Raw genomic sequence first — 18,541 nt, 5'->3', positions numbered from 1 at the left:
GCTTCTGTCGTCGATAACAATAAGAGCCATGCCATGACCCCACAGAAAACGCCGTACCTGATCCTGTCCCTTGCCGCTTGTCCCTTCGCCAGCATGGCGGCGGATAGCGGTTTCTTCGAGGGCTCCAGCGCCACGTTGCAGGCGAGGAACTACTACTTCAGCCGCGACTTCTCCGACATCGTCGGCACCAGCCAGCAATCCAAGGCCGAGGAGTGGGCGCAAGGCTTCATCCTCACCTACAAGTCCGGCTACACGCCGGGGCCGGTGGGTTTCGGGGTCGATGCCCTGGGCCTGCTCGGGGTCAAGCTCGACAGCAGCCCGGACCGGGTCAATAGCGGCCTGTTGTCGACCCGGGAAAGCGGCCGCGCCGCCGATGAATACAGCCGCCTGGGCCTGACGTTCAAGGCCAGGCTGTCCAACACCGAGCTGAAAGTGGGCGAGCTGCAACCCAATCTGCCGGTACTCGCGTTCAGCGATATCCGCCTGCTGCCGCCCAGCTACCAGGGCGTCGCCGTCAGTTCCAGCGAACTGGCAGGGCTGACCGTGCAAGCCGGGCACCTGAGCACGACCAGCCTGCGTAACGAGGCGGGGGACGACAAGATGCTGGCGATGCTCGGCCACCTGCCGCAGCGCCAGGCCCAGAGCGATGCCTTCGATTACCTCGGTGGCGACTACGCCTTCAACGACAAGCGCAGCTCATTGAGCCTGTGGTACGGACAGTTGGAGGATATCTACGCGCAAGGCTTCGTTGGTTTCAAGCACAGCCAGCCGGTGGGCAATTGGCTGCTGGGGGCCAACCTCGGCTACTACAGCGCACGGGAACAGGGCGATGAGTTGCTTGGCAAGATCGACAACCAGGCATTCTTCTCGCTGCTGTCGGCCAAGCGCGGCGGGCACACGTTCTACCTCGGCTACCAGGCGATGTATGGCGACAGCGCCTTTCCACGGGTGTTCGCCAATATCACGCCGCTGGGCAACGAGGTGCCGACCTATGAGTTCGCCTATACCGACGAGCGTTCCTGGCAGGTGCGTTACGACTACGATTTCGCTGCGTTGGGCGCACCCGGCCTGACCACCACGGTGCGCTACATCCGTGGCGACAACGTGGACACCGGGCTGGGCTTCGAAGGCAAGGAGCACGAGCGCGACCTGGATATCGCCTATGTGGTGCAGAGCGGCAGCTTGCAAGGGCTTGGCATTCGTCTGCGCAACGTCGCGGCGCGTTCGAACTACCGCAGCGATATCGATGAGAACAGGGTGATCCTCAGTTACACCTGGACGCTGCTCTGAAGGTGTTGCCGCGGTGCTGTTGGCATCGTGGCAATCTTAGGTAGGGCGCCAAAGTGGCACAGCTGGACAGAGATAGTTGACCGCTATAATGGGATTAATTTGTTGTGTTTATTAAGTTTTTTCTGACGTTGCGCCTGTGAAGGCGCGCATGCCTTCGAAGATCAGCCGGGTTGTCAGCCTGACCTGGCGTGAGTGCGCCTGCAGGTCGGGCTCATCGGCGCTGGTCAGGCGCAGCAGTTGCAAGTGTGAGTAATCGTTGAGCAGAAACGCGGCCAGTTCTACATCGAGATCGGCCCGCAGGCGTCCGGCCTCTTGCATATCGCGCAGGACATCAGTGATTTCCGTGAGCAACCCAGCATTGAGTTCACGGTAGGCCTCCGGCAACCCGCTATCACCGCCGCTCAGCACCACGGGCAGCAATTCCCGCCAAAGTGGGGCAGGCAGTACTTCCAGTGCATAGCCCACCAGCAGTTCCTCCATATGGCAGAGTGCATCCACCGGATCGCTGAAGCGTGAGAGGTGTTCACGGGTGTCGAAGATCGCCCGGAGGTCTGCCTCCTTGAGCATTTCCAGGATGATTTCCTGTTTGCTGCCGAAGTATTTGAACACGGTGGGCGGTGAAACTCCGGCCACCTTGGCGATCTGTTCGATAGTGGTGGCCTGGAATCCCTGTTGCTTGAACAGGTCGACGGCTGCCCTGGAGATCGCTTGGCGGCGCATTTCCTTTTGCTGTTCTCGTAGTCCGCTCACAGGGGCTCTCTGGGTTTCAGGATAAGCCTGGATGATAAACCGACAGGTTTTCCCGGGCAAAATATTTTATTGACTAAAATATTTATCAGGATTAATTATTTCCTGGCATCTGCTTCCATGCAGAGTCATTTCCAGGGTCAGCACTATGAACTCATTCAACCCTCAATCACTTTGCCGTCGGTATGCCGAGGCTCATGAGGCGGCATCGGCAGAAATCGTCTTGCCACCGCTCATGCAAGGTTTTCCTGCCACGCCACGGCAACGTGTCACCTGGAGTAACTGGATGACGCCCCCGTTCAATACCTGGGGGTTTCGCAATCTGGCGCGTTTGCGTCCGTCCATAGACGTTCAGGCTGGCAGTGGTACGCCAAGTGTTCTCAGCGAAGCGGTGAGCCCACTGGATGCGTTGCATTTCAATAGTGTGTGTGGTCTTTCGGTCAGCGTGCTTGACCATCTGCTGGCAAGTGATACCGACGGGTTCATCGTGCTCAAAGGCGACTCGGTGATCTACGAGCGTTACTTCAACGGTCAGTGCGCTGATGACCGGCACATCATGTTTTCGGTGACAAAGTCGCTGATCGGTACTCTTGGCGAGCAATTGGTCAGCGATGGCTTGCTGGATCCCACAGCATTGACCCGTCGTTACGTGCCCGAGTTGGAGGGCAGCGCTTTCGCCGATGCGACCGTGCGGCAACTCTTCGACATGGCGGTTGGTATCGAATACAGCGAGGTGTATGACGATCCCAATTCCGAAAGTTCGCAGTACGGCTACTCATGCGGCTTTCAACCTGCGCTGGCGCAATACGCGCACTTCGAGTCGCTTTACCAATACCTGCCAGCACTGCGCAAACGCGGTGAGCATGGCGGTTTCTTCCATTACGTCACCGCTACCACGGAAGTGCTGGCCTGGGTAATGGAGCGGGCGAGTGGCAAGCCCTGCGCCGAAATGCTGGAGGCGGTTTGGCGTCAGTTGGGTTGCCAGCGCGATGGCTATTTCATGGCTGATCCATGGGGGCGCAGCGTGGCCGGCGCAGGCTTCAGCGCGACCCTGCGTGACATGGCTCGTTTTGGCCAGTTGCTGGCCAATCGTGGGCGCCGCGAGGGTGTTCAGGTATTGAGCCGCGAAACGCTCGAACGCATCGCCGCCGGTTCAGATCCGGCGATCTATGCCGCCAACGCAGAGTTCGCCCAGTGGACTCCCGACGCGTCATATCGCAGCCAGTGGTACGTGTTCAACGACCATAGTCAGGCGCTGATGGCGGGCGGGATTCATGGCCAATACCTGTTCGTCGACCTGCCTTCGCAGGTGGTGATCGTCAAACAGTCCTCATTGCCACAGGCCGTGACCGATCTCGACACGGACAGCGTGCGCATGCTCAGGTGCATCGCCGCAACACTGACTGCCTGACCATCCAATTCCAATAACGCAAGTTGCTTGCGAACCACCTGCGCGAGCGGGTGTTGGCGGTGTACTGCACTGTCCCGGCTGCCCTGTAACACAACAACGACACAGGAGCTTCAACATGCACACGACCAAGCGTTTTTCCTACGCGGTGCTGGCAATTGGTTTTCCACTGGTGAGCCCATTGGCACTCGCCGGCTACAGCTTCGAGAGCGGTGACCTCAAGGGCGAACTCACTCTGCAAGCGGGCGGTGCCAGCGTCACCACGCGCAACGTCAATTTCGGCCTGGGGCGTATCGATCTACGCAATGGCGAGAACGATGGCAGCAAGATTGCCTGGCAAGAGTTCTACTTGAAGCCCGGCATCACTCTGGACTATGCATTCACCCCTGACGTCTCGTTACTGGCAGGCGGCTCGGTGGTGGATGCAACGACCTTGGGGGACGGTGACGCCGGTGGGTACTCACGCAGTTCCGATGGTGACGTGGCCCTCGAAGAGCTGTATGCAGGCCTGCGCAGCGGTGAGTGGACATTCAAGGCCGGTCGTCAGAATTACATGATCGGCACAGGCTTCATCGTCATGGATGGCAATCTCGACCTGTTCGAGGATGGCGCTTACTGGCTCGGACCGCGTACCGCTTTCAAAGACTCCGCCGTGCTGGCCTGGGACCACGGCGCATTGCAGGCCCAGGGTTTCAGCCTGCGCACTGACGATGACCTCGGCGACTTCCACATGAGCGGGGCCAACCTCGACTACACCCTCGCAGACCACGTCACCCTTGGTGCCATGGCGATGAAGGTCAAATCGCTGGCCGGGCAGGGCAGCAACACGCGGCGCGACGGTATGCAGGTCTACAACCTGCGTGCGCTACGTGGCAAGTTGCCGGGGTTGCCGGCGCTTACGCTCAATGCTGAATATGCGTGGGAAACCGGCACTGGCGATGGTGTCGATTACGCAGCTGACGCCTGGTATCTGCAGGCAGACTATGCCTTCGACCAATTGCCGCTGACGCCGATTCTTGGCTACCGCTACGCAAGCTTTTCCGGTGACGACGATTTGGGCGACAGCCGCCAGAAAGCCTGGGATCCATTGAGCAAGGGCTTCATTGACTGGAGTACCTGGCTGGTCGGTGATGTGGTCGGCAACTACCTGCTGTTCAACAGCAACGAACGCGTCCAGCAGTTTTCGCTCAAGACCCACCTCAGTGAAACTCTGACGCTTGGCGCCATTCACTATCAATTCTGGCTGGACGAGAAGAACTTCCAGGGCGCGACTGTCAGTGACCGGCGCTTCGCTGACGAAAGCGTGGTGTTTCTCGACTGGACGCCGACGCAGTCCTTCTATACGTCACTGTCTTACAACTGGGTACAGCCAAAAGCTGCTGCCAAGGAGGCTTTTGGCGACGACAAGAACTTCAGCGCACTGGAACTTTACTTCACCTACCGCTATTGAACCGGCTCGTCGAGGAGTGCATGCGAATGAACAAATTTATGCGTAGTGCGGCAGTGGCCGCTGCATGGCTGTCTGTCGCGACGGGCCTGTCGGCTGCTGAGGCGCACGAGGTGCGTATCTACAACTGGATCGAGTATCTGCCGCCGGAAGTGCTGGCTGATTTCGAGAAGGAAACCGGCATCCATCCGGTCTATGACGTATTCGATAACGTGGAGATGCTCGAGGCAAAGCTGCTCACCGGCAATTCAGGGTATGACGTGGTATTTCCCGGCAGCTCCAACATTGGCAGGCTGATCGTCGCCGATGCGTTCGAGCCCCTGGACCGCGCCAAGCTACCCAACTGGTCACACCTCGATAGCGGTTTCATGACCAGCCTCGAAGCAGCGGGTGACAAGGGTAACCGCTATGCCGTGCCCTACCTCTGGGGCACCACATTGATTGGCTACAACGTCGACAAGGTGAAAGCGGTACTGGGCGCAGAAGCACGCATGGATACCTGGGACGTGATCTTCGCCAAGGACAATCTGGCCAAGCTCTCCAGTTGTGGGGTCGGTTTCATCGATGCGGCCAACGAGATCGTCCCTATCGCTCTGCATTACAAAGGGCTGGATCCGAACAGTGAGAAGCGCGAAGACTACAAGCAGGCTCAGGAACTGCTGTTGTCGATCCGCCCCTATGTCACCTACTTCAACTCTTCGCGCTACGGCATGGACCTGGCCAATGGCGACATTTGCGTCGCAGTCGGCTGGTCGGGTGGGGTGGCGATCGCCCGGCAATTGGCAGACGCCGCGGGCAAGAACGTCAAGGTCGAGATGGCCTTGCCCAAGGAAGGCGCGCCAATGTGGTCTGACGTCATGGCGATTCCGGCCAAGGCACCCCATGCCGAAGAGGCCCATGCGTTCATCAACTACATCCTGCGGCCCGACGTGATCGCACGGGTGAGCAACCGCATCGGCTATCCCAACCCGAACAAGGATGCCACTGCCCTGGTCGATGCCGCCATCCGCAACAACCCCAACATGTACGTGCCCGAAGACGTCTACAAGACACTGTTCCCGCTGCAGCCGATCTCCCCCGCAGCCGAGCGTGTGCGTACGCGGACCTGGACAATGGTCAAGACCAATCGGTGATGAGCCATACGGATAACTGTCGGCGTGCCTACGAGCGTCCGTGCCGCCCGACAGTTGCTCTGTGTCGTACTTTTGGAGGCTGTCAGGCCGTGTGGAGGAATGTGTGCACGACTCATCAATCCCCGTGCTTGAGCGGGTGATGACCATCCGGGTTCGTATCGCAGCAGGCGAGGCTGTAGGGCGTGGCGTTGGCGGCGAACGCTACAACCACCGGATTCTCGGCGGCTGCTTCGAGGGGTTCGCGATCTGCAAGGCTGCGTTCTGGCCGGTGGGGCCGATTTCTTTCTGCTGCGTCCCGATGGCGTTGGCGAACTGGACGCCAGCTACAGCCTGCTCACCGACAGAGGTGAGCGCATCAACATTCGCAACCGTGGCGTGCTGGTAATGAGCGAGGAGGGGAACCAACTGGAGGCGCAAGGTATCTGGCCCATTGCTGAAGAACACTATCGCTGTACCTGTTCGCCGTGTTTTCAAGTACCGGCAGGGCGCCTCGACTGGATGGTACCCACAACCTTCATCGGCCTTGTGCAGTACCCGGCAGCCGATGAGGTTGTGGTGCGTTGTTATCGAGTGATGTGACCCGCAATCGCCTCAGAGGTCAAGGACCAAACAGGCACTTCTCGCGCGTGAGCAGCACGGCGTGAACTGATCGTTCGTTACTCGCTCCTCGGTGGTGAGAAAACTGTCGCGATGATCCGGTTCACCTTCCAGCACGCCGGTCAGGCACGTTCCGCAGATCTCCTGTTCACAGGTAACGGGTATACAAATGCCAGCTTCATCGAGTACCTGAGTGATGCTGCGATCAGCCGGTATCGAGTAGATCATTCCAGAACTGCGCAGACGTACATCGAAGCCGGTATCGGTCGCATGATTCGTTGGTGCGGCGGCAAAGTGCTCACGGTGCAAACGTTCTTCGCTCCAGCCCAGCTCACGGGCAGACGTCAGGACATGCTCCATGAGCTCGACGGGCCCGCAGGTATACAGATGGCAGCCAGGCTGCGTGCTTTGCAGAACGGCACACATATCCGCCCGCTGCCCCGAAATGTGCAAGTGCACCTGATCGGTAAATGGACCGCCGGACAGCCAATCGTTGAATGCGGCGCGGCTGACCGAGTGCGCGCAATAGTGCAGATCGAATGCACGCCCTTCGTCGTGCAGGCGCGGGCAACGCTGCTGGAGTGCTTGCAGCAGGGGGACCGTTTGTTCGAAAAAGGCTACGTCAGTGAAGAGGATCTGGCCGAGTACCACGACATCAACAAGCGTTTCATCAGGTCATTGTCGAGCAAAGCGCTAACCCGGCAATCGCCCAGGCCCTGGCACGCAACGAACATCTGCCGTTCGCCTCAGTGAGTTCACTGGCCGTTGATCGCAACAACCTTGTTCTGGAATACCGCCGCTTCAATTTTGCTCACATGCAGCATCACGCAGTGGCCGATGCATTGCTTTCCTGTCAGGGCGCTCGCGCTGAAGCGATCATGCGCGAGCACGCCAATGCAACCTTGTGCGATGCCCATCTGTTTGGATCCCAGGCAGCCGGACCCGCCGAAGGGCTCAAGATCCTGATGTGAGATAAATAGACACCAGAGCCGGTCAGACGGCTCCGGTACTTTCTCGCGTCAGAACGCGACCTTGACCCCAGCCTCGATGCTGCGGCCAGCCGCAGGCACTTCGTCACGCAGGATGGAGCTGGCGTAGCGAATGGTCTGGTTGTTCAGGTTGTCGCCTTTGACGAACGCCAGCCATTGGCTCTCGGCGACGTCGAAGCGATAACCCAGGCTGGCGTTGAGCGTGGTGTAGCCGTCGGTGGACAACTCCTCGTTGGGCACCCGGCGCTGGGCACTGGCGTGCTCGACGCCGAAGCTGGCCTGCCAGCTCTGGTAGTTCCACAGCAGGGCGCTGTTCAGGCGCAGCGGCGAGATACGCGGCAGCGGCTGGCCATTGTCCTTGTTCTTGGCGCGGGTGTAGTCCGCCGAACTTTGCAGGGCGAAATCGCCGTAGGGGGTCTGCGCCAGGCGCCAGAGATCCTGCGCCTCGACACCCCAGAACTCGGCTTTTACGCCGCTGTACAGGTATTCGGGCAGGGCTTCGTCATCGCCGGCGGCGACTTCCTGGCCGTCTTCATCCAGGTAGCGACCGCTGCCGAGCAGGCCGATGTAGTTGGAGAAACGGCTGTAGAACACGCCGACGCTGCCCTTGTGGGTGCCGTTGTCGAAGCGCAGGGCCAGGTCGGTGGACCAGGATTTTTCCTTCTCGGCGTTGGCGTCGCCCACTTCATAGGTGCCGGTCGCCTCGTGCGGGCCGTTGGCGTACAGCTCGTAGAAGGTTGGCGCGCGCTCGGTGTAGCTCAGGGTGCCGGCCAGCGACCAGATATCGGTCAGCGTGTAGATCGAGCCGAACGACAGGCTGCCGGCGGTGAAACTGTGTTTTTCGTCGGTGCCCTCGAAACGCTCGTTGCCTTCGGCATCCGGGCTCAGCTTGGTGTGTTCCAGGCGCCCGCCCAGGGTCAGGTTCAAGCGCTCGCTGGCCTGCCAGCTCTCCAGGGCGAAGAGGGCGGTGCTGTCGGTGTCGGTCTGCGGCACGAAGGCTTCTTCGCCGAGGGCCTGGAACTGGCTGCTGGCGACCTGCACGCCGACCACGCCTTCGACCGGGCCGATGGGCTTGTGACGCGCTTCGACGCGGGCTTCGTAGCCCTCGTTCTTGAACGTGGTGCCGACCTCGCCGTCCTCGATTTCGCGGTGCTCGTAGGTGGTGTGGCCGACGTCCAGCTTCACCGAGCTGAACGGGCCTTGCAGGTCACGGATTTCGGCCGCCATGGCGGAATGGCGTTGCTCCATGTCGATGCGCACCGAGTCTTCGGCCGGTGAGCCGTAGTTGCCATCGTATTCGTCGTAGGACAGGCCGACGTAGCCATGGTCCCAGTGGTAGGCACCACCGATAGCGCCACCGTCCTGGCGACCGTCGCTGTTGCCGACCCGATGCTTGTCGGTGTCGCCGTCGATGGCGCGCTGCTCGCTGGAATGGGCGTAGCCGGGGATGCGCGTGTCGTTGAACTGGCGCGAGTTGGCGTCTACGTGCAGCGCGAAATTGCCGTCGCCAGCCTCCAGCTTGCCGGCGGCGCTGCGATTGGTGTCGGCGCCGCCATAGCGCAGTTCGCCACCGCCATGCACACCCTCGACCGGCTCGGTCGGGATGCGGTTGTCGAAGGTATTCACCACGCCGCCGACGGCGCTGCCGCCATAGAGCAGGGCGGCCGGGCCGCGTACCACTTCGATGCGCTCGGCGTTGGCCGAGTCGTAGGGCACCGCGTGGTCATAGGACAGCGACGAGGCATCCAGGGCACCGACACCGTTGCGCAGGACGCGGATACGGTCGCCATCGAAACCACGGATCACCGGGCGGCTGGCGACCGGGCCGAAATAGGTGGAAGACACGCCCGGCAGGTTCTTCAGGGTCTCGCCCAACTGCGCCGACTCGCGCAGGGTCAGGTCATCGCCCTCGACCACGCTGGTCGGCGAGGCGAGGGTTTGGCTTTTCAGCGGGTTGGCGGTGATCACCTGCTGATCGAGCGTCAGGGGTTGGTCGGCCAATGCACTGTTGGCCATGAGCAGCGCGGCGGCGAGCGGCGTCAGCCTGGATAGGAGTCGAACGGACATCGGAAGGTGTTCCTGGGAAAGTGGAATTGCAATGTTACAACATATCAATTTACAGTCCACAGATTCTTCAGCGGGTTCGCTTCGGCGGCGCCGCCGAGACGACGGAGATTGACGCGTAGAGGGTTCGATGGTCAGATGCGCGCCTGTTTCAGGTGCCTCATGCCGCCGTGCATGGGGTGAAACGGGAAACCGGTGCGCCATTTCCATGGCAAGTCCGGTGCTGCCCCCGCAACGGTAAGCGAGCGACGCATTCGACAGACCACTGTGCCACGGCATGGGAAGGTGAATGCTTCACGACCCTCGCAAGCCCGGAGACCGGCCTGAGCAGACTGTGCAAAAACTACTGCGCTCGGTCATGCGGCGTTAAAAACCGGCTCAAAATGCTCATTTACAGCTCGTAAACTGCGCTTTTTCGCCGTTTTTTGTCTTGCCTGACCTTCGCTCGCTACGTTTTCACGCAGTCTGTGAAACATCGTTTGGCAAACCCGCGGTGGGCGGGCGCAGGCCGGTTTCCGTGGGCGAAGTGCGCCCGCGATGCCTCATGCGTTGTTCCCTCCGGGATTCATTCATTCCTGTTGCGAGTTGGAACGACATGTCCCGTAATTCCCTGTTCGTTGTCCTGTCCGGTGCCAGCCTGGCACCGTGCCTGCTGCTGGCTGCGCCGGCCCAGGCCGCCGATTCCCTGGCCCTGCCGTCCACGGCCATTACCGAAACGACCCATGAGGCGCCCCAGCCGACACTCGATACGCCACTGCCCGCGGGCTCGCGCCTTGACCTGACCCCGCTGCAGACTCCAGCCAGCACCAGCAGCCTGGCGCGTGAACAGATCGACGAGCGCAACAACCTCACCGTGCAGGACGCGGTGACGCGTTCGCCGGGCATCACCTTCGTCGGCTCACCCGGCAACGGCGGCACCGCCTTGTCGGCCCGTGGCTTTACCGGGCATTCCTCGATCATGCAGTTGTACGACGGTACGCGGCTGTATGTCGGTAACGGCACCGTGACCTTTCCGGTCGATACCTGGTCCGTGGAGCGCATCGATGTGTTGCGCGGCCCGGCCTCCGTGCTGTACGGCGAGGGCGCCACCGGCGCGGTGGTCAACGTCGTGCCGAAGAAACCGTTCGAGGGCGAGATCCGCAATCATCTGCGCCTGGGCTATGGCTCCGATGACCGTCAGCAGGCGGCGCTGGACAGCGGCGGCTCGCTGAGCGACAGCCTGAGCTACCGCTTCAACCTCAACCAGCAGGCCAGCAACGGCTGGGTCGATCGCGGCGACTCGAAAAGCCTGGCGGTAAGCGCGGCGCTGCGCTGGCAGGCCAACGCCGACCTGAGCTTCACCCTGGCCCATGACAATGCCGACCAGAAGCCGCAGCAATACCAGGGCACGCCGCTGGTCAACGGTCATTACCGGGAAAGCCTGCGCGACAAGAACTACAACGTCGACGATGCGGTGCTGCACTACAACGATCAGTCGACGCGCCTGACCACGGATTGGCGCATCAGCGACAGCATCAGTGCCAGCAACCAGCTGTACTACATGAAGACCCAGCGCAGCTGGCGCAATGCCGAGAGCTATCGCTGGCAGTCGGGCGGCCTGGTCGAGCGCAGCGACTTCATCCGCATCCTGCATGCCCAGGAGCAGGTTGGCGATCGCCAGAGCCTCACCTTCGAGCACACGCTGTTCGGCCTCGACAGCCGTACGGTGGTCGGTGCCGACTACAACTCGATCCGCTTCCTGCGCAAGCATGACTTCGGCAACACCGCAACCGACCTGGTTCCGCTCGGCCAGTCCGGCGGCGGTGGCTACCTGAGCAACGATCCCTATCGCTCGCGCGACAGCAGCAAGGCGCGCCAATTCTCGTTGTTCGCCGAGAACCGCACCCGGCTCAGCGAACGCTTATCGCTGGTCATCGGCGTGCGCCGCGACCAGGTGCACCTGGATCGTACCGACATCGCCAGCGACAGCCGCAGCGACCGCAGCCTGACCGGCTACAACTGGCGCGCCGGCCTGGTCTTCGCGCTCAGCGAGAACCTGTCGCTCTACGCCCAGCACGCCACCAGCACCGAGGGTGTGAGCAACCTGCTGACCCTCAGCGCGACGCAGCAGACCTGGGACCTGACCAAGGCCAGGCAGACGGAGGTCGGTATCAAGCAACTGCTGCTCGATGGGCGTGGGGAGTGGACCCTGGCCGCCTACCATATCGTCAAGAAGAAGCTGCTCAGCGCTGACCCGGAGAACTCAAACATACAGCAGCAAATCGGCCAGCAATCCTCGGATGGCATCGAGGCCAGTCTGGAACTGACCCTGCCTTACGAGGTGCGCCTGTCGGCCAATGCCGCGCTGGTGCGGGCCGAGTACGATGAGTTCCAGAATGGCGGCAACGATTACAGCGGCAATCGTCCGCTCGACGTGCCGCGCCGGGACGCCAACCTGTGGCTGAGCAAAGCCTTCGCCGAACGCTTCGAAGCGGGGGCGGGCCTGCGCTATGTCGATTCGCGCTACACCGACAACGCCAACCAGCACAGCGTGCCGGGCTACACGGTGGTCGATGCCAATTTCGACTGGCACCTGCGGCCGGACCTGACCCTGGGCCTGCAACTGAACAACCTGTTCGACCGCCAGTACGCCACCAGTGCCAGCAGCGATGGGCTGCAATGGATGCTCGGCGAGCCGCGCTCGTTCTTCGTCACCGCCGATTACCGGTTCTGAGTGCCCGCCGTGCCGCTGTTGCAGATCGAAGGGCTGGACTGGTCGCCGCATGGCGCTCGTCACTGGAGCCTGCAAGACATCGCGCTGCGGGTCGAGGAGGGCGAGTTCGTTGGCCTGATCGGTCCCAACGGCAGCGGCAAGACCAGCCTGTTGCGCTGTGCCTATCGGGCCAATCGCCCCGAGCGCGGTAGCATCAGTCTGGCAGGCGAAGCGCTCTGGCAACGCAGTGCGCGCTGGAGTGCGCAGCATGTCGCGGTGGTTCTCCAGGAGTTCCCGGAGCTGCTCGGCCTGAGCGTACGGGATGTGGTCGCCATGGGCCGCACGCCGCACCAAGGGCTGTTCGAAGGCGAACGCCATGAGGAAGCCGGGCTGATCGAGCGGTCCTTGCAGGAGGTGGGCATGCTCGCGCTGGCCGATGCGGATTTTCTCGACCTGTCCGGCGGTGAAAAGCAGCGTGCACTGTTGGCTCGTGCCCTGGTCCAGCAACCGCGGCTGTTGATTCTCGACGAGCCGACCAATCACCTGGACCCGCGCTACCAGATCGAGCTGCTGCGCCATTTGCGCAGCCTGCCTGTCTCGACCCTGGCCAGCTTCCATGATCTCAACCTGGCGGCGGCGTTCTGTGATCGCTTGTACGTGCTCGCCAATGGCCGCCTCGTCGCCGAAGGCTCGCCAGAGCAAGTGCTGAACGCTGAACTGCTGCTGCACGTCTTCGGTGTGCGAGCGCTGGTCGATCGTCACCCCCTGGCGGGCCACCCGCGCATCACCTGGATCGTCTGACCATGTACAAACGCCTGCTGATCCTCGCCTGGCTGCCGCTTTCGGCGCTCGCCGGCGACTATCCCCTGACGCTGCACAGTTGCGCGCGCGAGGTGACCTTCACCCAGGCGCCGCAACGCGCTGTCAGCCATGACATCAACATGACCGCCATGCTGATCGGCCTCGGTTTGCGCGAGCGCATGGTCGGCTATACCGGTATCAGTGGCTGGAAAACCCTCGACCCCGGCTTGCGCCAGGCCCTCGACGGCCTGCCGGAACTGGCCAGCCGTTATGCCTCGGTGGAGAACCTGCTGGACGCCGATGCCGATTTCTTTTTTGCGGGCTGGAACTACGGCATGCACGTTGGCGGCCCGGTCACCCCGCAGACCCTGGCGCCGCTGGGGGTCCAGGTCTACGAGTTGAGCGAGTCCTGCTCCCACGTGCAAACGCAGCGGCAGGCGAGCCTGGAAGGCCTCTACCAGGACCTGACTAACCTGGGCCGGATCTTTTCGGTAGAGACTCGCGCCGCCGAACTGGTCGAAGGCTTGCGCGGGCGCATCGAACACGTCCGCGCACGGGTAGGCGGCCAGCCTCGGCCCCGGGTGTTCCTCTATGACAGCGGTGAGGACCGTCCCTTTACCTCCGGCCGCCTGGGCATGCCACAGGCGCTGATCGAGGCCGCGGGCGGGCGCAACGTGATGGCGGACATTCCCGCCAGTTGGACCCAGGCCAATTGGGAAAGCGTGGTCGAGCGCGACCCGCAGGTGATCGTGATCGTCGATTACGGTGCACAGACCTGGCAGCAGAAGCGTGACTTCCTGCTGGACGATCCGGCCTTGCAGTCGATGGCGGCGATCCGTGAGCGGCGTTTCGTGGTCCTGTCCTACCTGCAGGTGGTGCCTTCGCTGGACAACGCCGAGGCGGTAGAGACCCTGGCCAGGGCACTGCATCCGACCCTGTACGGAGCCGGGCGATGAGGTTTTTCAGGGGCGCCGGGGCCTATCGCTGGTTGCTGCTCGGATTGGCGCTCGCCGTGCTGTTTTCCTGCCTGGCGTCATTGGGCTTCGGCCCCGCGCGGATTCCCTTGCACGAGGTCTGGGCAATCGTTGGCCAGCACCTGGGCTTGCAGGTCGGCGGCGAGTGGAGCAGGGGACACGAGCGCATCGTCTGGACCATCCGCGCCCCGCGCGTGCTGCTCGCGGTCTTGGTCGGCGCGGGACTGGCCTTGGTCGGCACCGCGTTACAGGCCGTGACGCGCAATCCGCTGGCCGATCCGCACTTGCTTGGCGTCAGTTCCGGCGCCGCCCTGGGCGCCGTGCTGGTGGTCCTCTACCTCGGGTCTTTCGCCGGCCTGCTGAGTTTGCCGTTGGCGGCGTTCATCGGCGCCCTGGGCAGCATGCTGCTGGTCCTCGCCATCGCCCAGCAGGGCGGCAGGCTGGAAAGCGACCGGCTGCTGCTGAGCGGTGTGTCGGTGTCGTTCGTGACGATGGCACTGGCCAACCTGTTGCTCTACCTCGGCGATCAGCACGCCAGCAGTTCGGTGCTGTTCTGGATGCTCGGCGGCCTGGGCTCGGCGCGCTGGCCGAGCCTGATCGTGCCGGCTGTCGCGGTCAGTCTCGGTTTGCTGGCGCTGCTTGGCCTGGCCCGTGGCCTGAATGCCTTGCTCACGGGCGAGCAGTCGGCCCTGAGCCTGGGCTTCGACAGCCGGCGCCTGCGCCTGTGGGTGTTCGCCAGTACCGCGTTGCTCACCGGCGTGCTGGTCTCGCTGTCCGGGGCCATCGGTTTCGTCGGCCTGATGGTGCCGCACGTGGCCAGGCGCCTGGTCGGCGCCGAGCATCGTCGCCTGCTGCCAGTCAGCGCCTTGCTCGGCGCACTGTTCCTGCTCTGGGTGGATGTGCTGGCGCGAACGCTGATCGCGCCGCAAGACCTGCCCATCGGCATCGTCACGGCAGTCATGGGTGGGGTATTTTTCATGGTCCTGCTGCGTCGGCGCTGATACGCTCGCCGCTCCCTTTGCATGGATGTATGGACATGACCCAAGCGCTGAGCGTTCTCGACTCCGTTGAAACCGACCGTATCAAGATCGAGGTGGTCGCCTATCCGCGCCTGAAGGGCTCGGACAGCCTCGGCGTGGCGGAAAAGGTGTTCCTGCTCAACGAGGCGCAGATCACCACCAAGATGCTGCGCATCACCCTCGACGACCACAAGGCCCTCATCGAGCCGGGGGCGTTGTACTTCATGAAGGGCGCATTGACCCTCGAATCGAAGATGCAGGGTGGCCTGGTTTCTGGCGTGATGCGCCGGCTGGCCAGCGGCGAGACCATGTTCCAGTCGAGCATCAGTGGTAGCGGCGAGGTCTACCTGGAGCCGACCTTCGGCCATTACCTGCTGATGAACGTCGATGATGAACGCATCATCTGCGACAAGGGCGCGTTCATCGCCGCGTCCGGTGGCATCAGCGTCAAGGCGGAAATGCAGCGCTCGGTGTCCAGTGCCTTGTTCGGCGGCGAGGGATTGTTCCAGACCGCCATCGAAGGCCATGGCGTGGTCGCCTTGAAGTCGCCGGTGCCGGTCGAGGAACTGATGATCATCACCCTGGACAAAGGCGAGAAACTCACCGTCGATGGCAACTTCGCCCTGGCCCGTACCGCGTCGGTGGATTTCCGTGCCGAGAAATCGGGGGGCTCGCTGTTCCAGAGCGTGACGTCTGGTGAACTGCTGCTACAGACCTTCACCGGGCCGGGCACCGTGTTCCTCGCCCCGACCGAGCCGGTCTACCAGCGTATCGGCCTGTATGGCGGGGTCGAGCAACTGGTGCAATCGAATGGCAGCAGCAACAACCGGGGCTAGTCGAATCAGCCCTGCGTCTTACGCACGATGCGTCCGGCCTTGACCTCTTCGGCATAGGCCTTGAGCTGGTCGGCATCCTTGTACAGGCGATTCATCAGGTGCAGCACGGCAACCACATCGACACCTTCGATCTGTTCGGCGAGCAGGCTGATTTCGCCGGCAGTCCGTTCCAGATTGGCGGCTGTGTTCTTCAGGTCTCGCTTCAGTTCTACCGAAGATTTCTTGATACCCATCGCGTGCTCCGTCGCCCTAATGCGCTGGCCGTCAAACGACGGCAGGTGATGCGGACCAGGCCGCTGAAAAGCTTGGACAGTGTAAACGTGTCGCTAGGCACTTTTCTTACAACTGTGGTTGGTTTCAGCGTACGGTCAGCCCCAGGCCGGCCAGTAACATGGCGGCCTGGGCCTTGGAAATGATCGCGCCCTTGAACAGTTTTGCATCGACCAGGCGCAAGCCATCGAGGCTGGCCTCGCGCAGGTCTGCTTCATCGAAGCGGGCGTCGTTGACCCGTGCCAGCGACAGGCTACCACCGTCGACGAACACCGCCTTGCGAAAATCGCAGTAGCTGAGGTCGGCCTCGGCGAAGTCCAGGTTACGCAGCTCCGACTTGAAGAACGACACACCGGAAAGGCAGGCGCTGCGCAGCACGCAATCGTCGAAGCCGAGGCCCAGCGACGACACATCGGCGAAATTGGCGCCGGTCAGCTTGCAGCCGGTGAAGCTGACGTGGGCCAGTTTGCTGCGCTGCCAGCGGCTGTTGTTCAGGTCGCAGCCACGGAAGCGGGCATCGGTCAGGGTGGCCGAGGTGAAGATCGCCTGGCCGCCCCGGCAGCTTTGCCATTGGCTGTTCTCCAGCTTGGCCGCCGTGAGATTGCTGCCGGCGAACAGGCAACGCTCGAAACGGGCGCCACTGAAGTTCAGGCGCGACAGGTCCTGGCCGCTGAAGTCGATGCCGACGAAGGCCAGGGGGCCTGGCGCGTGAGCGATCAGTTCGGCCAGGTCACGGCCTTCGATGTCTCCCTGGGTGACGGTTGAGTACTCGGTTTCGGCGGGCATGCGGAATCTCTGGGGGGTAAGTAAGGCGAGGGGCGAGAGGGCCGTCCCTCACCGGCATCAGCGTGGCGGGTTCGACTGCGAAATCGTCCTGTCGTTCGCCGACCAGCCACCGCCCAAGGTCCGGAACAACGTGGCCAGGGCGATCTGCCGCTGGGTGCCGATCTGGATCAGGCTGCTCTGGTCGGTGAAGGCGCTGCGTTGTGCATCCAGGTAGCGCAGGTGATCGTCGATCCCGCCCTTGTAGCGGGCTTCGGCCAACGTCTCGGCGGTGCGGCTGGAGTCGGCGAGGGCACGCCGTGCGATCTCCTCGCGGCGCAGCGTATCGGTCGCGGCGAGGGCATCGGCGACTTCGCGGAACGCGGTCTGGATGGTGCCTTCGTAGTCGGCGATGGCTGCGTCCTTGCGCACCTCGGCCAGGTCGAGGTTGGCGCGATTGCGCCCGCCGGCGAAGATCGGCAGCGACAGGCTCGGTGCGAAGGTCCATGACTTGGAGCCGCCATCGAACAGGCCGGACAGCTCGGTGCTGGAGCTACCCACCGAGCCGGTCAGGGAAATCCGTGGGAAGAACGCTGCCCGCGCCGCGCCGATATCGGCGTTGCGTGCCTTCAGCCGGTGCTCGCTGGCGAGGATGTCCGGGCGCCGTTCGATCAACTGCGACGAGGTGCCGGGCTGGATGTCCTGCACCAGCAGCAGGTCGGCACTGGGGCTGGCTGGCAACAGGTCGAGCGCATCGGGCGTACCGATCAGCAGGGTCAGGGCGTTGTCGGCCTGGCGCAGTTCGCGCGCGGTGCTTTCGCGCTCGGCGCGGGCCTGTTCGGTCAGGCCGAGCGCCTCCTGGTAATCGAGCGCGGTGGCCGTGCCGACCTGGCGACGGCGGCTGACCAGTTCCAGCGAGGCCTCGCGGCTTTCCAGGGTTCGTTCGACCAGCGCCAGGCGACGCTGGGCGCCATCGCGGGTGAGGTAGGCCTGGACGACTTCGGCTATCAGACTGATCTGCGTGGCGCGGGTCGCCTGCTCGGTCGCCAGGTAGGTTTCCAGCGCCGACTCGGAAAGATTGCGCACGCGACCGAACAGGTCGATTTCGTATTCGGCCAGGCCCAGGCCGACCTGGTAGGTGCTGGTCACTTCGGAACGACCGGTCTGCGACAGATCGGCCGGCAGGCGCTGGCGGTTGCCGGTGGCATTGGCATTGATCGACGGCAGGCGGTCCGCGCGCTGCACCCGGTACTGGGCACGTGCCGCCTCGATGTCGAGCAGCGCCTGGCGCAGGCTGCGGTTGTTCTGCAGGCTGGCCTCGACCACCTGGCGCAACGTCGGGTCGACGATGAACGCCTGCCAGTCGAGGGTTGCCAGCGAACGTGCCGGGTCGCCGTTCCACTGCGCCGCGACCGGGGCCTCGGGGCGCTGGTAGCTGGGCGCCAGGGAGCAACCGCCGATGGCCACGGCCAGGGCGAGCAGGGCGGGGCGCAGCATGATAGGGCTGGTCAT

16 protein-coding genes, 1 pseudogene and 1 riboswitch are annotated in these 18,541 nt (G+C 62.7%); of the genes and pseudogenes, 11 read left to right on the top strand and 6 right to left on the bottom strand.

What is annotated here, in order from left to right; translation table 11 throughout:
- Positions 1–33: 33 nt before the first annotated feature.
- Positions 34–1,290 carry an OprD family porin gene (locus ACSZPK_RS14945; protein WP_437882259.1) on the top strand — a complete coding sequence of 419 codons (1,257 nt, stop codon included), beginning with the start codon at positions 34–36 and terminating at the stop codon, positions 1,288–1,290.
- A gap of 111 nt (positions 1,291–1,401) precedes the next feature.
- Here the strand turns inward: ACSZPK_RS14945 and ACSZPK_RS14940 are convergent, their stop codons facing one another.
- The gene (locus ACSZPK_RS14940; protein ID WP_437882417.1) at positions 1,402–2,040 is read right to left on the bottom strand and encodes a TetR/AcrR family transcriptional regulator; all 639 of its coding nucleotides are present in this window, start codon (positions 2,038–2,040) and stop codon (positions 1,402–1,404) included.
- Between the two features lie 145 nt (positions 2,041–2,185).
- Between ACSZPK_RS14940 and ACSZPK_RS14935 the strand changes: the two genes are divergently transcribed.
- From ACSZPK_RS14935 to ACSZPK_RS14920, 4 genes are all read left to right on the top strand, one after another.
- A complete protein-coding gene (locus tag ACSZPK_RS14935; RefSeq protein ID WP_437882258.1) occupies positions 2,186–3,448 on the top strand; it encodes a serine hydrolase domain-containing protein in 1,263 nt (420 codons plus the stop codon).
- Between the two features lie 115 nt (positions 3,449–3,563).
- The gene (locus ACSZPK_RS14930; protein WP_437882257.1) at positions 3,564–4,895 is read left to right on the top strand and encodes a hypothetical protein; all 1,332 of its coding nucleotides are present in this window, start codon (positions 3,564–3,566) and stop codon (positions 4,893–4,895) included.
- Positions 4,896–4,921: 26 nt separating this feature from the next.
- Positions 4,922–6,025, top strand: a complete 1,104-nt coding sequence (locus tag ACSZPK_RS14925) for a polyamine ABC transporter substrate-binding protein (protein WP_437882256.1) — start codon at positions 4,922–4,924, stop codon at positions 6,023–6,025.
- A 225-nt stretch (positions 6,026–6,250) separates the two neighbouring features.
- Entirely contained in the window at positions 6,251–6,604 is a 354-nt protein-coding gene (locus tag ACSZPK_RS14920; protein WP_437882416.1) for a DUF3237 domain-containing protein, read from the top strand.
- A 12-nt stretch (positions 6,605–6,616) separates the two neighbouring features.
- Here ACSZPK_RS14920 and ACSZPK_RS14915 read toward each other — a convergent pair whose 3' ends face one another.
- Complete coding sequence (locus ACSZPK_RS14915) at positions 6,617–6,850, bottom strand: 2Fe-2S iron-sulfur cluster-binding protein (RefSeq protein ID WP_437882415.1); 234 nt, start codon at positions 6,848–6,850, stop codon at positions 6,617–6,619.
- A 330-nt stretch (positions 6,851–7,180) separates the two neighbouring features.
- Between ACSZPK_RS14915 and ACSZPK_RS14910 the strand changes: the two are divergent.
- A pseudogene (locus ACSZPK_RS14910) lies at positions 7,181–7,593 on the top strand (FCD domain-containing protein); the annotation flags it as partial.
- A gap of 48 nt (positions 7,594–7,641) precedes the next feature.
- On the opposite strand, the gene ACSZPK_RS14905 reads toward ACSZPK_RS14910, so the two are convergent.
- The gene (locus tag ACSZPK_RS14905) at positions 7,642–9,678 is read right to left on the bottom strand and encodes a TonB-dependent receptor (protein ID WP_437882255.1); all 2,037 of its coding nucleotides are present in this window, start codon (positions 9,676–9,678) and stop codon (positions 7,642–7,644) included.
- 133 nt (positions 9,679–9,811) lie between these two features.
- Positions 9,812–10,016, top strand: a riboswitch (cobalamin riboswitch).
- Between the two features lie 254 nt (positions 10,017–10,270).
- Here ACSZPK_RS14905 and ACSZPK_RS14900 point away from each other — a divergent pair.
- Genes ACSZPK_RS14900 through ACSZPK_RS14880 form a run of 5 tightly spaced genes read left to right on the top strand, consistent with a single transcriptional unit; the run spans position 10,271 to position 15,997 of the window.
- Positions 10,271–12,388, top strand: a complete 2,118-nt coding sequence (locus ACSZPK_RS14900; RefSeq protein ID WP_437882254.1) for a TonB-dependent receptor — start codon at positions 10,271–10,273, stop codon at positions 12,386–12,388.
- Between the two features lie 9 nt (positions 12,389–12,397).
- Positions 12,398–13,168, top strand: a complete 771-nt coding sequence (locus ACSZPK_RS14895; RefSeq protein ID WP_437882253.1) for an ABC transporter ATP-binding protein — start codon at positions 12,398–12,400, stop codon at positions 13,166–13,168.
- A gap of 2 nt (positions 13,169–13,170) precedes the next feature.
- On the top strand, positions 13,171–14,124 hold the full coding sequence (locus ACSZPK_RS14890) for an ABC transporter substrate-binding protein (RefSeq protein WP_437882252.1): 954 nt from the start codon (positions 13,171–13,173) through the stop codon (positions 14,122–14,124).
- Entirely contained in the window at positions 14,121–15,143 is a 1,023-nt protein-coding gene (locus tag ACSZPK_RS14885; protein ID WP_437882250.1) for a FecCD family ABC transporter permease, read from the top strand. The genes ACSZPK_RS14890 and ACSZPK_RS14885 overlap by 4 nt, the downstream gene beginning before the upstream one ends.
- A gap of 35 nt (positions 15,144–15,178) precedes the next feature.
- Entirely contained in the window at positions 15,179–15,997 is an 819-nt protein-coding gene (locus ACSZPK_RS14880) for an AIM24 family protein (protein ID WP_437882248.1), read from the top strand.
- A 5-nt stretch (positions 15,998–16,002) separates the two neighbouring features.
- On the opposite strand, the gene ACSZPK_RS14875 is transcribed toward ACSZPK_RS14880, so the two are convergent.
- The 3 genes from ACSZPK_RS14875 to ACSZPK_RS14865 form a co-directional block, all read right to left on the bottom strand.
- Positions 16,003–16,230: a hypothetical protein gene (locus ACSZPK_RS14875; protein WP_437882247.1), complete on the bottom strand. Its 228-nt coding sequence runs from the start codon at positions 16,228–16,230 to the stop codon at positions 16,003–16,005.
- A 124-nt stretch (positions 16,231–16,354) separates the two neighbouring features.
- The gene (locus tag ACSZPK_RS14870; protein ID WP_437882246.1) at positions 16,355–17,053 is read right to left on the bottom strand and encodes a pentapeptide repeat-containing protein; all 699 of its coding nucleotides are present in this window, start codon (positions 17,051–17,053) and stop codon (positions 16,355–16,357) included.
- Positions 17,054–17,110: 57 nt separating this feature from the next.
- A complete protein-coding gene (locus ACSZPK_RS14865; protein ID WP_437882245.1) occupies positions 17,111–18,541 on the bottom strand; it encodes an efflux transporter outer membrane subunit in 1,431 nt (476 codons plus the stop codon).

Source organism: Pseudomonas sp. LRF_L74 (genome assembly GCF_965644255.1).
Taxonomy (GTDB): domain Bacteria; phylum Pseudomonadota; class Gammaproteobacteria; order Pseudomonadales; family Pseudomonadaceae; genus Aquipseudomonas.
Note: the sequence above shows the minus strand (reverse complement) of the source record. Positions and strands in the feature narration are given on the sequence as shown.